The 17,276-nt window shown below is 47.8% G+C and carries 12 protein-coding genes; 1 reads left to right on the top strand and 11 read right to left on the bottom strand.

All coding sequences use genetic code 11. The features are described from left to right. Positions 1-153 precede the first annotated feature (153 nt). Complete coding sequence (locus OX890_RS10670) at positions 154-1,632, bottom strand: alpha/beta hydrolase (protein WP_126491747.1); 1,479 nt, start codon at positions 1,630-1,632, stop codon at positions 154-156. 350 nt (positions 1,633-1,982) lie between these two features. Between OX890_RS10670 and OX890_RS10665 the strand changes: the two genes are divergently transcribed. Further along, positions 1,983-2,525 carry a DUF6942 family protein gene (locus OX890_RS10665; protein WP_268649194.1) on the top strand — a complete coding sequence of 181 codons (543 nt, stop codon included), beginning with the start codon at positions 1,983-1,985 and terminating at the stop codon, positions 2,523-2,525. 202 nt (positions 2,526-2,727) lie between these two features. Here the strand turns inward: OX890_RS10665 and nadE are convergent, their stop codons facing one another. The 10 genes from nadE to dapA form a co-directional block, all read right to left on the bottom strand. Then, positions 2,728-3,558, bottom strand: coding sequence for an ammonia-dependent NAD(+) synthetase (gene nadE / locus OX890_RS10660; protein WP_006086216.1), 831 nt, complete (start codon positions 3,556-3,558; stop codon positions 2,728-2,730). A 201-nt stretch (positions 3,559-3,759) separates the two neighbouring features. Further along, positions 3,760-5,064 carry an inosine/guanosine kinase gene (locus tag OX890_RS10655; protein WP_006086215.1) on the bottom strand — a complete coding sequence of 435 codons (1,305 nt, stop codon included), beginning with the start codon at positions 5,062-5,064 and terminating at the stop codon, positions 3,760-3,762. Positions 5,065-5,542: 478 nt separating this feature from the next. Further along, the gene (gene hemH, locus OX890_RS10650) at positions 5,543-6,562 is read right to left on the bottom strand and encodes a ferrochelatase (RefSeq protein WP_268650583.1); all 1,020 of its coding nucleotides are present in this window, start codon (positions 6,560-6,562) and stop codon (positions 5,543-5,545) included. Between the two features lie 111 nt (positions 6,563-6,673). Beyond that, the gene (gene adk, locus OX890_RS10645) at positions 6,674-7,318 is read right to left on the bottom strand and encodes an adenylate kinase (protein ID WP_006082054.1); all 645 of its coding nucleotides are present in this window, start codon (positions 7,316-7,318) and stop codon (positions 6,674-6,676) included. A 140-nt stretch (positions 7,319-7,458) separates the two neighbouring features. Continuing rightward, complete coding sequence (locus OX890_RS10640) at positions 7,459-8,322, bottom strand: co-chaperone YbbN (protein WP_126491744.1); 864 nt, start codon at positions 8,320-8,322, stop codon at positions 7,459-7,461. A 203-nt stretch (positions 8,323-8,525) separates the two neighbouring features. Beyond that, complete coding sequence (gene htpG, locus OX890_RS10635; RefSeq protein WP_006082056.1) at positions 8,526-10,439, bottom strand: molecular chaperone HtpG; 1,914 nt, start codon at positions 10,437-10,439, stop codon at positions 8,526-8,528. Positions 10,440-10,631: 192 nt separating this feature from the next. Beyond that, positions 10,632-13,727, bottom strand: coding sequence for an efflux RND transporter permease subunit (locus OX890_RS10630; protein ID WP_107404358.1), 3,096 nt, complete (start codon positions 13,725-13,727; stop codon positions 10,632-10,634). Further along, complete coding sequence (locus tag OX890_RS10625) at positions 13,724-14,806, bottom strand: efflux RND transporter periplasmic adaptor subunit (protein ID WP_006082058.1); 1,083 nt, start codon at positions 14,804-14,806, stop codon at positions 13,724-13,726. Before OX890_RS10625 ends, OX890_RS10630 begins: the two co-directional genes overlap by 4 nt. Positions 14,807-15,175: 369 nt before the next feature. Then, positions 15,176-16,273 carry an outer membrane protein assembly factor BamC gene (gene bamC, locus OX890_RS10620; protein WP_006082059.1) on the bottom strand — a complete coding sequence of 366 codons (1,098 nt, stop codon included), beginning with the start codon at positions 16,271-16,273 and terminating at the stop codon, positions 15,176-15,178. A 3-nt stretch (positions 16,274-16,276) separates the two neighbouring features. Continuing rightward, entirely contained in the window at positions 16,277-17,161 is an 885-nt protein-coding gene (gene dapA, locus OX890_RS10615) for a 4-hydroxy-tetrahydrodipicolinate synthase (protein WP_126491742.1), read from the bottom strand. Between the last annotated feature and the right edge of the window lie 115 nt (positions 17,162-17,276).

The following is a 17,276-nucleotide window of genomic DNA, read 5'->3' as shown; positions in this document are numbered from 1 at the left end:
CATTCAATCACTATTAGATTGCGCAGGATTGTACTGAATGCTAGCGGGCTAAGTTGCACGGCTCTGCTTGATCCTGAGCGCACATTTACATGGCGTGATCATCATTGAAAGCTCAGGCGTTATGACACTGAGCGGTTAATCAATCACAAAATCCTAGTGCATATGGGCGAGTCGATACTCATCCATGCGCTCAAGTAGATACGGGAAGAAGGGATTCCATTTCTGGCGCAACATTTCCGATGCCGACACACTATACAAACCGCGCTCCCCCCGTGAAGCCGTCGCACCGATTTGGATCCGATGTAAATCAGGCTCAATGATCGCGCCATAGAGGCCATCATCCACACCAAAGGGTAGCGCAACATGGGACAAGGAATACACGCCAGCGGGCCAATACAGATCTAATGCACGCACTTGTTCATTGCCTTCTGTGACCACTTTACCCTGTGCAGCTAAACCAAAGCTGCGCGCTTGAACTTGCGTGGTTTCATGACTGATATTTTCCACCACAGTGCCGCGATAATGCAGCGCAGGACTATTGATACTCGCCAACAAGCCCGCCAGCGGATCATTGGACACCATTTTGGCATTCACATCGAGTCGGTTCATGTCGAACAGCACGAGTTCGTGGCCATTTTCAGGCAATACCTGATAAAGATGATTCACCACAGCCGAGGTTGAAACGGTTGCATCCACTACCGACTGAAAAGTGAGTATCGACGGAACTTGCGCCCTTTGCGGCAAAGTTAATCCAGCCAATAAACCTTGGTTACGTAGCGCTAATTGATACACCACATCGCCAGCATTGACCGCAAAAGAAGTGTATTTAAACGGATCGTACTCCACTTGAATGCTGTTCCACTGCAGTTTATCCAGTTCTAGCAATCGGCCTATCCAACTCTGCCAGCGCGCGGCCGCCGCTAATGGCGCTAACCCTATGGCGGGAGAGATAAAAATCATCCCAGCATAATCTGGGTTCTTATCTTGACTGATACGTTCTAATTCATGGTTAAGCGCTACGGCGGCACCGGTCGAAAAGCCTACAACAAATAGCGGTTTACCCTTCAGAGATTGCCGCATATGCGCTGTGGCTAAGTTCACTGCGGCGGCGAGATCTTGCCAATAAACCTCAGTCAAGCCACTCGGAATCGTGCCATGCCCTGGTAGTCTTAAACCCAGCACATGGGCTTTACCTTTAAAATGCGCTGCCACATTGGATAAGGCATAGGGCGAGTCTGACATGCCATGGAGCAGCAATACCCCAAACTCGGCATCGGCTTCGGGCCATTCATAACTACGATTCCAGTTTTGTGACCAATGGGCAGGATCGGATAAGCTATTTTTGACATAGCGGTTCACGGGAGAAAATTCATTGGTGGGAATCTTTTGGACGACTTTGCGCTCAACTTCGGCGAATAGGCGCTTTTCTAGCGCTAAGTACTCATTAAAATTAGCGAGTTTAGTATTGTAATGGAACTCATTTTCTAGCTCGACCGTATGCCAAAGTGACAATTCAGGACGCGCATTGAGAAAGTAAATCCCGGTCGCGAGTAACGCCAGCGCTATGCCAATGCTCGCATACAATGCGGCTAAGAATAGGTGTTTTGTCGAACCTATGATGATGGCCTTCATGGCTGTTCCTACATAACAATAAGATAAAATGAGCAAGCCAATTATACGGTTAGAAAAAAACATCCTTCAAACTTTTTACCACAATAATATCCACTGCCATAAGCCCACAACTTTGTCACCTCAGCTTAATCACCTGAATAGAGTCACTTAAACTTAATCACCTAAACAGGGTGTGTCACTTAAACTCAGTCACGCTAATTCAATCACTCTTATTCAATTTCAATCCAATGACGTCGCTAGCCAATTCAGTCACTCGCAAGATAGCCGCCGCGCAATTTTATTAGCCGCATAGGCCTTAATCGGGTTAGGATCCATAGCAGTCTTATTCCAACGAAACTTATACGATCTCGATGATTATCGGTAATCCACACGCTACATTTGCCTACTATCTTCCTACAGCGCCGCTGATACCTGACAACTGGCATTACACTCAGCCAGACGCTGTCGCGACTCTCATAGCGTTAAATGGCAATCATTGGCGTAAGATCTTCACTATTATGGCAAAAATCAGCGCGGCCGGAGAAGATTGGCGTGGCTATCGTGACCAAGTGTTACTCAAGCAAAATGAACTGATCTGCATAGGCGGCACTGAGTTGATGGCAAACACGAAGATCCATCTCATCGCGGGGCAAGTGGCTGCAAAGTGTTTAGGACTCACCATGTCTGCAAGCGATACTCGTGCACAGCATTTAACTGCCCAAAACAAATCCATAACCGCGATTACGCTTCCATCTTCGCAGGGGCAGCATTGTTTACTCACGCCCTATTTGGATTATCGCCAGTACCCAAACCAACTGATCGCACTGACACGCCAACACTTAGCCGTTCCATTATCCCTACAACAAGATGCCGCTGCTAAATGTTGCGACCAGATGCCACTGTCACAGGTCTAAGCAACATTCCTCTGCAACATCCCTCTATGAGATGCTTCAGCAAGATAGTCAGCTTCAATGAACAATCGCTACCAGTTTCCTAGCTACAGCGACGCCAACAGCTGTAAAGGCTGCCGCAAGCTCAGTCATACGGTAAGAAAAGGCATAAAAAAGCACTCGTGAACTGAGTTCAAACGAGTGCTTATTCGAAGACGATTCAGCGTTAGTCGTAGATGGTTGGGATAGGCTGACGTTTATGCTGCGTTGCCTTATAAATACCAATCAATTTGTCTTCAACTGCCTTGCCGACATCTTTACCCTCAAGGAAATCATCGATTTGCGCATAGGTTAGCCCAAGTGCGACTTCATCTTCGAGTAGCGGTTTATTGTCTTCTAGATCCGCAGTCGGCGCTTTATGCACTAAAGACTCTGGCGCACCAAGATACGCGGCAAGTTGGCGAACTTGGCGCTTGTTAAGACCAAATAACGGCGCTAAATCGCAGGCACCATCGCCCCACTTAGTGTAAAAGCCTGTGATGTTTTCGGCGCTGTGATCTGTCCCAACCACAAGCCCGCCCACGAGTCCGGCGAGTTCGTATTGCGCTATCATGCGCATACGGGCTTTAACGTTACCCTTCACAAAATCCACTTTTGCCACATCGGGTAAAGGCAATCCGGCTTCGGCTAACGCAGCAACGGTAGCGCTGTGCACACCATCAACCCCTTGATGCACATTCACTGTGACCAATTTAGAAGGTTGAATAAACTGACAGGCTAATTGCGCCTCATGCTCATCTTTTTGGATCTGATAGGGTAAGCGCACGGCGATAAACTGGTAACCGCCTTGGCTATTTTCGTGGTTTAAACTGTCCACCGCCAACTGACACAAACGCCCAGCGGTAGAAGAATCCACCCCACCGCTGATCCCTAATACCAATGCCTTGCTGCGCGCTTCTTTTAGTTTGGTTTTAATAAACGCGACCCGACGTTGCACTTCAAACTCTGGCTCTATGGCCGTGAGTACCTTCATTTCTCTTAAGATTTGCGCTTTCACCGAAAATTCCACCTTAAATAATCGCTGTATTTGGACTATCTGAACCCGACTAACGTTAACATTTATTCGCAACTGCCTGTAGTTAAAATTAGCGCTTAGCGGATTGATTGTTGATAAACGTCATAAAAATAAGGGCAACAACGGTTTGCCGTTATTGCCCTAGCGTAAATCAGTAAGCTTAATACCAATACAGGTACTGGCTTATCTTTCCCAGTAGGATTCTTCTAAGCTATCTTCGCGCTCAGGTAAACCACGGGATAAACGCGGGCTATGCTGGGCTAAGACTTCATAGGCAACGCGGTTAGCGTACTTACATACTTGAGAAAACGAGGAATAACACAGGCCATCGCGCTTATGTTTACTCGAACCCGGCACGTTCGTCTTGTGGAAAGTATTAGCCGCCAGATCGTGCAATAACGCCGATAACGCGCCATCACCTGCCCCATTAGTATTCCCAATTTTTTCTGGACCGCCCATATAAGGTGAAATGTGGGCAAACACTTTAATCGGTGTTTCACAGTCATTCTTAAGCTTTGGACGGGAGAACTCATAACGGTTAAATTCTGGGATCGCGCCCGGCAACAAGGTATGAACGGTTTCGCGCTTTTCAGAATCTTCAGTATAACCCGCAGTATAAAGCCCGATTGGCCCCGCAGTGGTTAATACCATGTCACACCATTCCAAGGCTTTTTCACTGGCGAGCAGAGGATCCCGTGAACCGGTTAAGGCTTCACCTTCATCTTCATTCATCGCCAAAATGGTGACATGTTCTTTGATGAAGTTTTGCCACCATTGCGGATCTTCTTCAATCAAAAAACGCGTGCCTAAGGTCAATACTACAGGCACCTCGGCGGCTTTTGCGTATTCGATGGCGCACATGGCCGCATCGGTAATACGGTCGCCATCGCTGGCGCGCATTAAATATGCGGTCAGCACTAAGGCAGAGCTGCCCTGTATTACATCTTTATCAATATATTCAGGCGTGAGTTTATCCATCGAGCCTTTGCTAATCGCAAATGTCCGCTCGCCACACTCAGAAATCAAGGTAAAACAGCGACCGATAGGGCCATCTACAGGCTGTAGAAAGTTAAGGTCGACTTTAGAAGAGGTATTACATAAATAACGATAGGCGTAACTGCCTACTTCGATATTCTGACTCATCACCCCGAATAACACTGAACGGTCATCGGCCAGAATAGAATAATTGTGCACTGTGTTGCCAATCGTGCCACCAGCAAACTCATCGCTAATCAAGCCATGAATTTTTAACTCAGTGTAGAGTCTGTGGGCCTGTTCATCATTGATCAGGGTCGAGTTGCCTTTTGGTAAGCCATAACGGCTCAGCAATTCGTCCTCCACTTTCGCTTCGATATCCACTAAGGTTTGATCAATACCGCTGATATAGGTCGCAAACGGCTGAGGCTGTTGAGTCAGCTGTTCAAGCAGCGGATCTCGGGTTTTAACCGGAAAATAATGTTTTGATTTACGCTGACCGGGAAACTTCATAGTGGCTCTCTTTTCCTGGCATCCATGCTAATTGGCGTCTGCCGAGGCGGTCAAGCCAAGCAGCATCCTAAAAATATTGAGTCTAGGCTAGCGAGACAAAAAAACCACCCCCTTAGCCGGAAGGGCGCAGATTCTATCACAAAATCAGTTCGAAGCCAGTGCTCCAATACCCAAACAACCTGAAGATGTAGGATTCAGCGGGAATTTAACGGAATGGTTCAGACAAGGCCATTTATTGCTCCTGCATAAATGGCATTCACGCCATCCATGGCGATTGCGGCTATTTGCAGACCTATTAGGCTAAGTTAAAAATAGTCAACACAGTATAAAGTGCGTTACCTCGTGTTTAACATCAGCCGCCGGGACGGAGCGCCTAGGGCACTTCACTTCCGTGTTGCATCAATTCAAAAGGTGGCCGACATTCTGTCATTGATGCGCCTTGAATTGAATCACCCTAGGCGCTCTGAAACTCGACTCTTCAGGTAGCTTGGGTATGGGCCCAAGATACCGCTTGTTCTTGGATTAATTGCCGTAATAATTCAATGTGTAACTCATCGTCGTTCAAACAAGGGATAAACCGATAGTCGCTGCCACCTGCATGTAAAAAGGTTTCCTTAGCGCCGATGGAGATTTCTTCTAAGGTTTCGAGGCAGTCTGTCGCAAACGCTGGGCAAATCACATCGACACTTTTGATTCCTTGCGCAGGTAACTCGGCCAATAATTGATCGGCGTAGGGCGTGAGCCACTCTTCACGGCCAAAGCGCGATTGGAAACACACTTGCCATTGCGACTCGCTAAGCGCCAGTTTTTGCGCTAACAGTTTCGCCGTTACAAAACACTGCTCGCGGTATGGATCGCCCTCTTTCACATAACGCAGGGGAATACCGTGAAATGACAAAAGCAACTTGTCGGCCTGCCCATGGGTTTTCCAGTGACGCGTCACACTATGCGCCAGCGCCGCTATATAAGCATCATGATCAAAATAGTCTTTATTAAATCGAACCTGAGGTATGTCACGCACGGTTTTAAGATAATTGGCAACGGCATCAAACACACTTGCCACAGTCGAGCATGAATACTGGGGATACAAAGGCAGTACAACAATGCGCTCAGCCCCTTGGTCTTTCAGGCGTTCAAATCCCGCATCGATGGAGGGATTGCCGTAACTCATGCCCAGTTCAACCGGGATGGTCTGGTTAAAAGTGGCGCTTAAGTCCACCGCCAGCTTTTGTGCTTGGCGTGCACTTATCACCATCAAGGGCGAGCCTTCTGGCGTCCACACGCTTTGGTAGAGTTTGGCGACTTTAGCCGGACGGGTGTTGAGGATAATGCCGTTCAGCAGCGGTTGCCAAATCCACGGTGATAAATCGACGACACGCGGATCACTTAAAAACTGCCTTAGAAATCGTTTTACAGCCTTAGGGCTAGGTTCATCAGGCGTGCCGAGGTTAACCAATAACACACCAAAAGCAGGGGAAGGATTCAACGTTAGGCTCATGGTTAATGAAGTTCACTTGGAGGCTAACATTCAGATGCCCATAAAAAAAGCCTGCATCGGCAGGCTTTTTTCTAATATGAGAACTCGTTCTCGTAAATTATGCTTTTTCGGTTATTTCAACACGCTGGCAAGCTGCTCACTCACTGCCGCAACCGATTGAGTACCGTCAAACTTGTTGTATTGAGTTTGACCAGCTGCAGCCACTTTACCGTAGTATTCAACCAGCGGCTTAGTTTGCTCGTGGTAAATAGCAAGACGTTTACGCACTGTGCTTTCTTCGTCATCTGGACGAATGGCTAAATCTTCGCCAGTTACGTCGTCTTTACCTTCCACTTTAGGTGGATTGAAAACCACATGGTAAACACGGCCAGAACCTGGGTGAACACGGCGACCGCTCATGCGCTTAACGATTTCTTCGTCTGGCACATCGATTTCAATCACGTGATCAATGCTAATACCGTTTGCCGCCATCGCATCCGCTTGTGGGATAGTACGTGGGAAACCGTCTAACAAGAAACCTTTAACACAGTCTTCCTGTGCGATACGCTCTTTAACCAGACCGATGATCAGATCATCAGAAACCAGTTGACCAGCATCCATCACTTTCTTCGCTTCCAAACCCAGTGGAGTACCGGCTTTTACCGCGGCACGTAACATATCACCAGTGGAAATTTGTGGGATACCATACTGTTCCATAATGAACTGGGCCTGGGTACCTTTACCGGCACCTGGGGCGCCCAATAGGATAATGCGCATCTCAAGAGTCCTCTTTTCGCATTGATATTCTTCTTAGGGCGGCGATCTTCGCACATCTGGCCGCCATTGAGAAGGCTTTTAGCTTCGACTTTAGCCTCAGAAACCGCAAATAAACTGCCGTTCCTTAGGCATTTTTATCATTAATAGAGCAAGGTATAGAGCTTACGGCGGTATTGATTGGCTATGGAATTACCTTGGCCAAGTGCCGTTAATACTTCCATAAACACTTGTTTTACTGTGCCATTTTCAGCACCTAAATCTTTACTGAGCACACCGAATAACAGATCTAATGCTTCATCATCGCGGTGGGCGGCATGCAATGCCTTACTCAGCTCGAGTAATAACACTAAATCTTTTGGATTTTGCTCAAACTTTTGCTGTAAATCGCGAATTTCAGGGGTATCCGCTGCATCCAAGGCAAGTGCGAGCTTAGCTTTTAAACTCTGGTAGTAACCGTCTTGGTCGGCAAGCCCGACTTTCTCAAGCATGGCTTGCGCTAACACTAATTCGCCCTGCATCAGATACACATCGGCAAGCACTAAACTCACCTCACCCGCTTGATTTGAGCCTGCATGCGCGTCTTTAAGCAACACGGCAGCAGTGGCAAGATCCTCTGCGCTCACTTGGCTAAGGGCGAGTAATGCTTTGGCCTGTGCTAACTGTAACTGCCACATAGGCGGTAAATGTTTATCCAGCATGGCTGTGACTTGCGCCGCATCTTGCAGGCCAGCAAAACCATCGACAGGCTGACCTTTATCCAATACTAACGTGGTCGGTAGACTTTGAATGCGAAAGTAATTGGCAATTTCTAATTCTGCTTCACAGTCAACTTTAGCGAGTACGAATCGACCCGCATTTTGCGCGGCAATTTGCTCTAAAGTGTGCAGCATAGCCACACTTTGTTCCTGCGGCTGTGCCCAAAATGCTAACACCACGATCTGCTGCATCGAGGCATCAACCACTTGCTGAATATTGTCTTTAGTCAGGCTGAGGATATTGTCCATAGTATTCCCTTAACGTTTAAGGCCTCAATCATGGGAGGCCTTATGCTTTTAAAACAAAGCGCTAGCACTGAGTGTTAACGCGCTATTTTAAAATCGTTGTCTTAACAGCTTGTATTTGAATTGAGTGACAGGCTAGGCTCAAACCACTCTTCCTGCACTAGAAACAATATCGGGGCCGTTCAAAGAAAGGCCCCGATCATCATTTACTTCATATTAGCCAGCAACATTTGGTTCATCAGCTTGATAAAGGCCGATGGATCCGCAAGGCTACCTTTTTCAGACAATTGTGCCTGTTGCAGCAGCAGATTCGACCAATCCGCGAAGGCGGCTTCATCTTGAAGATCATTTAAGCGCGACACTAATGGGTGCGCTGGGTTGATCTCAAATGTCGGCTTCACTTCTGGCACAGGTTGACCGGCAGCTTGCATCAGCTTGATCATCTGAGTCGACATTTCGCCTTCACCCGCCACTACACAGGCTGGGGTGTCGGTTAAGCGTGACGTGACTTTCACATCAGCAACACTCGAGCCTAATGCCGCTTTAATGCGTTCAACTAAAGCTACCGATTCTTGCTCAAGCTTTTCTTGCGCTTCTTTTTCAGAGGCATCTTCCAGCTCGCCAAGTTCTAAATCACCACGGGTCACTGAGTGCAGTTGTTTCTCTTTGTACTCAGTTAAGTGGTTGATTAGCCACTCGTCGATACGCTCTGACATCAGTAAGACTTCAATGCCTTTCTTACGTAACAACTCTAAATGTGGGCTGTTAGCGGCGGCTTCATGGCTGTCGGCAACGATATAATAAATCTTAGTTTGGCCTTCTTTCATGCGGCTGATGTAGTCATCGAGTGACACAGTCGGCGCAGCACTGCCCGTGTGGGTCGAGGCAAAACGTAATAAGCCAGCAATACGTTCACGGTTGGCGAAATCTTCCGCAGGCCCTTCTTTCAGCACTTGACCAAATTCAGCCCAGAACTGTTGATATTTTTCCGCATCGTCTTTCGCCAGTTTTTCCAGCATGCCAAGCACACGTTTGGTTATACCTGTTCGCATCGCTTTGGTCACGTGGTTATCCTGCAGAATTTCGCGGGATACGTTCAGCGGCAAATCGTTTGAGTCAATTAAGCCCTGCACGAAGCGCAGATAAGATGGCATAAATTGCTCAGCGTCATCCATGATGAACACACGTTGCACAAACAGTTTCAGGCCGTGCTTACGGTCGCGGTTCCACATATCCCAAGGTGCTTTTGCAGGAATATACAATAGGTTAGTGTATTCTTGCTTACCTTCTACCCGATTATGGCTCCACAGTAGCGCGTCGGTATAATCGTGGGAAATGTGTTTGTAAAATTCTTGATACTCTTCGTCACTGATGTCAGCTTTGCTGCGCATCCACAAAGCCGTCGCTTTGTTCATGACTTTCCATTGACCTTCGGTCGCAGGAATTTTTTCGCCATCAGCACCATCACTTTCTGGCGTACCCTCTTGCCACATTTCGACCGGCACAGAAATATGATCTGAGTATTTAGTGATGATCGAGCGCAGGCGCCAATCATCGGCAAATTCTTTTTCTTCATCACGCAGGTGCAGCGTGATTTCAGTACCACGGCTCGCCTTAGTGATGGTATCAACGGTGAAGTTACCCTCGCCTTCTGATTCCCACAATACGGCTTCATCGGCCTTATGACCGGCAGCGCGAGTGCGAACCGTGACTTTCTTGGCCACGATAAAGGCTGAATAGAAACCGACACCGAACTGGCCAATTAACTGTGAATCCTTTGAAGATTCGCCCGATAGATTCTTAAAGAAATCAGCGGTGCCCGACTTAGCAATTGTGCCTAAATGCTCAATCACGCCGTCACGGGTCATACCCACGCCGTTGTCTTCGATGGTCACAGTGCCTTTTTCTTTATCAGCACTGATACGGACTCGCAGTTCACCGTCGCCTTCATACAGAGCGTCATTGGTCAACGCCAGATAACGCAGCTTGTCCGCTGCATCCGCAGCGTTGGAGACCAGTTCACGCAAGAAAATTTCTTTGTTGGAATACAAAGAATGGATCATCAAATGCAACAGCTGTTTGACTTCTGTTTGAAAACCATGAGTTTCTTGTTGTGACATGAAATTTTCCTTTATTTGTTACGTAATTTGGTAAAAGTAACGCTTAGTGTTTACTTAAATGGGGCTCCAAATTTGCTTTTCAAGGGCAAGGGCTAAAACGAGGTTCGAATGGCGAAAAATAAGGCGCTTGATGAATACCAAGCGCCTATATGTGGACTTTAGTGTACTTTCAACATCAGCCTAAGTGAGGCGTTAGTCTTCGGCTAATTCTTTTTCTAACTGTTGGGCTATGGCTTCGGGCGATCCGCTGTTACGGGCGAACAGTCCGTAGGCGGCGGGGATCACGAAGATAGTGAATAGGGTTGCCAATAAAATCCCCGACAACACCACTACACCAATCACGAAACGGGTTTCAGCGCCCGCACCGGCGGCCATAACCAAAGGCACGGCGCCAGCGGCGGTAGTGATGCCTGTCATGAGAATAGGTCGTAAACGCTGCGCAGACGCTTGAATAATGGCCTTGTCAAAATCAACGCCTTTATCCCGCAATTGGTTTGCAAACTCAACAATCAAGATACCGTTTTTGGCCGCCAATCCGACGAGCATAATAATACCTATCTGGCTGTAAATATTAAGACTCTGCCCCGTGAGCCACAAACCAATTAACGCGCCCACGGTCGCCAGCGGTACAGTCAGCATGATCACCATAGGGTGAATGTAACTCTCAAACTGCGCCGCGAGCACGAGGAATACAATCCCCAGCGCGAGCAAGAACACGAAGTACATAGAACTACCCGACTCTTGATAATCGAGGGATTGGCCCTTGTAGCTGATGACCGCTTCTGCTGGTAAATAAGCACGCGCCAATTGATTCATATAATCAAGGGCTTCACCTAGGCTATAACCATCTTCTAAACTGGCTTCTATGGTGATAGCGCGCATACGGTTGTAACGGTTAAGCGAACTGGCATCGGCAAACTCTTCCACCGTCACTAAGTTCGACAGCGGGATAAGTTCTTGAGTCCGCTCGGAACGCACATAGATGTTTTGCAGATCCGCTGCGGTATTTTGATTACCGCGCTCGCCTTCAATGATCACATCGTATTCTTCACCGTCACGCATAAAGGTCGTGACTAAGCGTGAGCCCAGCATGGATTCCAGCGTACGGCCAATATTTGAAATCGATACCCCAAGGCTCGCGGCTCTGTCTCTGTCGATGACGACGCGAAGCTGCGGCTTAGTCTCTTTATAGTCGTGATCTAAGCCGAGTAATTTAGGATTCTGTGCCGCCTTTTGCATCATGATATCGCGCCAGCGGGCCAGCTCTTCGTAGCTTGGGCCGCCAATCACAAACTGCACAGGTTTACCGACGCCACGGCCAAAGGCTTGGCGCATCACAGGAAACGCTTGCACCCCAGCGAGATCGGCAAGACGTTTGTTAATGTCTGCGATCACTTCTTTCACCGGGCGACGTTTACCCCAATCTTCCAGCACGACAATGGCCATACCGTTAGAGAAATCCGCCGAGCGGCCAAAGCCACGGGGAGCACGGATCAGCAGACGTTTGATATCACCCGTGTCGACCAGCGGCATCAAACGGTTTTCCACCTCATTCATGTAGGACTCTATGTATTCGTAACTCGCGCCTTGCGGTCCGTTGACCATCAAGAATAACGAGCCTCGGTCTTCCTGCGGCGCAAATTCCTGCGGTACTTTTTGGACCAAATAAGCGCTAGAGCCTAACGCGATCAACACCAAAACCGACATCAATAACGGGTGAGCCATGGCGGATTTTAACGACAATTGATAGCGGTTTGACACTTTGGTCATGATGCCGTCGACCTTACGCACCAACCAAGAATCCTGCGAGCTCGGCTTGAGTAACTTAGAACACATCATAGGTGTGAGCGTTAGCGCGACTATACTTGAAAACAGCACCGCTGCACTCATGGTCACTGCAAACTCTTTGAATAGTTTACCTAAGTCGCCCTCTAGGAAAGTGATTGGCATAAACACTGCCACCAAGACTAAGGTGGTGGCGATGACCGCAAAGGCCACTTCACGCGCACCGAGAAAAGCGGCTTTGAGCGGTGAGTCCCCTTCTTCGATACGTCTATGGATGTTTTCTAGCATCACAATCGCATCGTCCACCACCATGCCGATGGCGAGGATCATCGCCAACAAGGTCAAGAGGTTAATGGTATAGCCAAGCGCATACAGCACAATAAAGGTGCCGAGCAGGGACACCGGCACAGTGATCGCGGGGATCAACATGGCGCGCACACTGCCAAGGAACAGATAAATCACGATAATCACTAAGACCATCGCAGTGAACAGGGTTTGGTACACTTCTTTAATCGAGGCTTCGATGAACACTGAGCTATCGTAGCTGCGCTTAATGGACATGCCCGCTGGCAAGGTTGGGTTAATTTTATCAACCAGCGCATTCACCGCGCGCGCCACTTCCAAGGTATTGGCGGTTGACTGCTTAGACACGCCTAGCCCTATCATCGCCTCTTTGTTACCACGGAACATAATCCGCTCTTCTTCAGAGCCTATTTCCACCCGCGCGACATCCCCCAGTTTAACTAAATAACCGTCTTCCCCTTGGGTGATCACTAAGTTCGCGAAATCTTCTGCGGTGCGATAACCCCGCTCGAGCCTCACCGTAAAGTGCCGCTCCTTAGATTCAATCGAACCTGCGGGTAACTCGACGTTCTCGGCTCTAAGCGCAGCCTCTACATCGGCAACCGTTAAACTGCGCGATGCCAAGGCTTGTCTGTCGAGCCATATCCGCATCGCATACACTTTACCGCCGCCGATACGCATCCGCGCCACACCATCGACCACAGAAAAGCGGTCGGCTAAATAACGGTTGGTGTAATCGGTCAATTCGAGGGTGGTCATTTGATCCGACACCAAATTGAGCCACATGATCACTTCATCGCCGCCATTGGCTTTTTGCACTTCTGGGGGATCGGCTTCCTCGGGTAAATTGTCGAGTAAGCCAGAAATACGGTCGCGGACATCGTTAGCCGCATCTTCAATATTACGGCTAATATCAAACTCTAAGGTGACGGATGAACGGCCATCACTGCTCGATGAACTCACGTGCCGAATGCCTTCGACGCCGCTGATCCTGTCTTCAATCAATTGGGTAATGCGGCTTTCTACCACGGCGGCACTGGCGCCGCGGTAGTTAGTGTCGATAGACACCACAGGAGGATCGATGTTTGGGTATTCACGCAGGGGCAGCTTATCAAAGGAGACAAGCCCGAAAGCGACCAGCAGCAAGCTGATCACTGAGGCAAATACGGGACGTTTTACCGAGAGATCAGTCAGGATCATACACTTGGCTCCGCGCTCGTATCCGCAAGATAACTAAACTTTTCCGCAAACTCCGTTTGCACTTTATCCCCAGGATGGACTTTCAATAAGCCACGGATCACCACGTTTTCGCCCAAGGCTAAACCGTCTAAAATTTCCACCCAACCACGGGTACGAATCCCGATAGTGACTTGTTTACGCTCAATCACATTGTCGGCATTAACGCTGTAAACAAAGTGATCATTTTGGATTGGGATAATAGCAGATTCTGGCAACATCAAGGCTTCGCGGCTACGTTTGATGAGTTTGACCTTCATCAACATGCCCGGTAATAAACGCAGCTCAGGATTGGGGATTTCGGCACGGACAATCACAGTGCGCGTCGTTGGGTTTACGCGGCTGTCAATCGAGGTCACCACGCCTTTGAAGGTAAAATCAGGAAAGGCCACAGCTTTGGCTTCAACTTTCTTACCTGGGGCTAAATCTTGAATAAAACGCTCAGGCACTGAAAAATCGAGTTTAATCTTAGAGATATCATCCAAGGTGGTGATCGCAGTGCCGGGCGACACTAGGCTGCCGACACTGATTTGGCGTAAACCTAAACGGCCATTAAAAGGCGCCAGAATACTGCGATCATTGAGTGATGCTTGCGCCTGTTCAAGCTCAGCGCGGGTGGTATCAATAAGGGTTTGTAATCTGTCGCGTTCTAACTCTGCCACAGTGCGGCTGGTGACTAACGAACTGATACGATTGAATTCACGTTGATTATCACTGACTTTAACTTGCGCGGCTTTAACCTTAGCGATCTGCTCGGCATTTTGCAGTTGGACTAGCAAGTCACCCTTTTTGACTATGTCGCCATCATCAAACTTAAGCGCTATCACCATGTCGGTGACTTTAGGGGTTATGGTCACAGATTCTGCGGCTTTATTGGTGCCGATGGCTTCCACTTCATCGCGAATAGGTGCCATAGCGGCGGTGGCAATCACCACGTTAGGCATGAGTTTCATTTGCGCGGTGGCAATCTCTTGCGGTTGCATGGCTTGATATCCAAACCATGCCGCGGCCAATAGGGCGATTATTAGAATAATTTTTTTCATCGGGCTTCCAAGGGATGACTCGCATTAATGACGGCTAGTTTACTCACTCACATCATCGCATCAATACGTTTTACTTTTTCTTACAAATTACGCCAATAGCGCAAAATATGTATGATTAAGTGTCTTTGGCGATATACATGGCAGAATAGCCAGAATGCAGTACGATAACGAGGGTGGTTAGTGATTATCTCTAAAAATGATAAATCCAGCGGAACTTATTGCTAAAACCATTTAAAAAATATTGATATGTAGACAATTAAATCCTAAAACACCGTTTGCTTAGATAATCATCAAAACCTGATCCATTGCGCTAAATCGCAGCCAATAAAAAAGGGCGATAATTCGCCCTTCTCTCATCAACCGTTGAAATTAACGCAGTTTGCGTTCTTCTTTCATCAGGTTTGACAGTGACTGATACACATTGGTAACGACTTCATCGCTCAATGGCTGATCTTCAGCATCGCGGAGGAAGATCTTAGTGTCTTCAGGCGTATCGCCATCTTCAAGCAGTAAACGGTAGCTGCCTTCTTTTAGCGCCAACTTATCTTCGCCCCACAATGAACTCCAGAAACCTGAGTTATCGTCAAACTTGATAAAGTACAATCCTTTCGCGCTATCCATATCGGCAATTTCGAAGCCCATTTCTGGCAGCACGATACGCAGACGATCCCACACTTGTTTGTAAGGGGCTTTAGCAGACCAGTAGGCTTTGCCTTCTTCTGGTGTAACTAAATCGACATTGATACCTAAGGTTTGCTTCAAACGATTAGCTTGAATAGATTGGTCACGTTTAACACTGATGTAGGCGATGGCACTGTTCAGCATATCAATCGTGTATCTTTGCTTATCTTCGCCGCTTAGTAACACGTTTTGTGCTTTATCGTCGTAAAACTCTTCGTGTTCAACTAAGTGAATAACGATATTGGCAGTGCGGCCATGTGGACGTGTTTCCACATCGAAACGGTAGCGTTGGCGCAGCAGATAAACTTTATCTGAACCCCACATGTTTGATTCGATTACTTCGCGACTTTCGATCCAATCGGTTTCTATGTTGCCTTTATCAAAATCACGGCTACGAACAGCGATACCTTTTTGGGCCAAGAAACCATCTAAGTTGCTAAAGATTTCTTGTTTCAAGTCCACTGTATTGTCGATAGATTCGACCACGATTTTAATGTTGTCGCTGCCCTCTTCCACGTGAGTACCTTCAGCCATAGGCAGTACTTGCAGTGGCGGACGGATATCCAAATTTTTACCGTAGACTGTAGCATTGGCTTTAGGGCCCAATGCTGGCACATCAAATTCTTTATTGTAGGGCGGTGTTTTTAATCCAGCAGGGATTTTAAGCAAAGGCGCTTGCTCAGCCTGAACATAGTCTTCAGTACCATTCGCTTGACGGCGATCGAGTGGCGAACTACAGGCTGCAACGGCAGCAACTAAGATCAGTGGGGTGACTTTCTTTAACATTAATTATTTAACCTCTATCTGGGCACGAGTCATTGCTTCTATCAACAGACCATGACATTGCTCAGAAAGTTCAGTCAAAGGTAAACGAATATGGCCACATTCAATCAAACCCATGTGATGGGCAGCCCATTTAACTGGGATAGGATTGGCTTCACAAAAGAGTGTGCTGTATAAACCGCGCAGCGGTGTGTCTATGCTCAGCGCAAGCTCAGCATTGCCGGCAAGCGCCGCATCACACATAGCTTTAAAGGCTTGTGGCACTATGTTGTTCGCCACTGAAATTACACCATTGCCGCCTAAGAGTAAGAACTCTCTGGCAGTGGCATCATCGCCGCTATACAAAAGGAAATCGTCGCCGCACAGTTCGCGCAGACGTTTTACACGGGATAAGTCACCGGTCGCTTCTTTCACGCCAATAATGTTGCTAACGCTGACTAACTCGGCAACGGTTTCTGGCAACATATCAACGGCAGTACGGCCAGGGACATTATAAAGAATTTGTGGAATATCTGTGCTGGCAGCAACTGCTTTATAATGCGCAATCAATCCCTTAGGAGTTGGCTTATTATAATATGGCGTTACGCCAAGCATAGCGGCAACACCCACCTTAGATAAGGACTTGGTGAGCTCAACGGCTTCAGATGTGGCATTGGCACCATTGCCACCAATGACAGGAACGCGGCCCGCAGCAAATTTAACGGTTTGTGAAACGACCGTTACATGCTCAGACATAGGCAGAGTCGCTGACTCGCCAGTAGTACCAACGGCCACAATGGCATCTGTGCCTTGGTCAATATGGAATTCGACTAACCTTTCAAGACTTGCAAAATCTACTGAGCCATCACTGTTCATTGGCGTGATTAAGGCTACGATGCTTCCGTTTATCATCTGACTTTCCCCAAGATTTCAGGATTCGCTATGGTACTGATGCCAACCACTAATGACAAGCATTAACGGGGCTCTCAAATTGAATTAGTTATGGTAGCATTACATCCCGCACAAA

Source organism: Shewanella sp. DAU305 (assembly GCF_026802235.1).
Classification (GTDB): Bacteria; Pseudomonadota; Gammaproteobacteria; order Enterobacterales; family Shewanellaceae; genus Shewanella; species Shewanella baltica.
The sequence above is the reverse complement of the archived record's forward strand: the minus strand, read 5'-3'. Positions and strand labels throughout refer to the sequence as shown.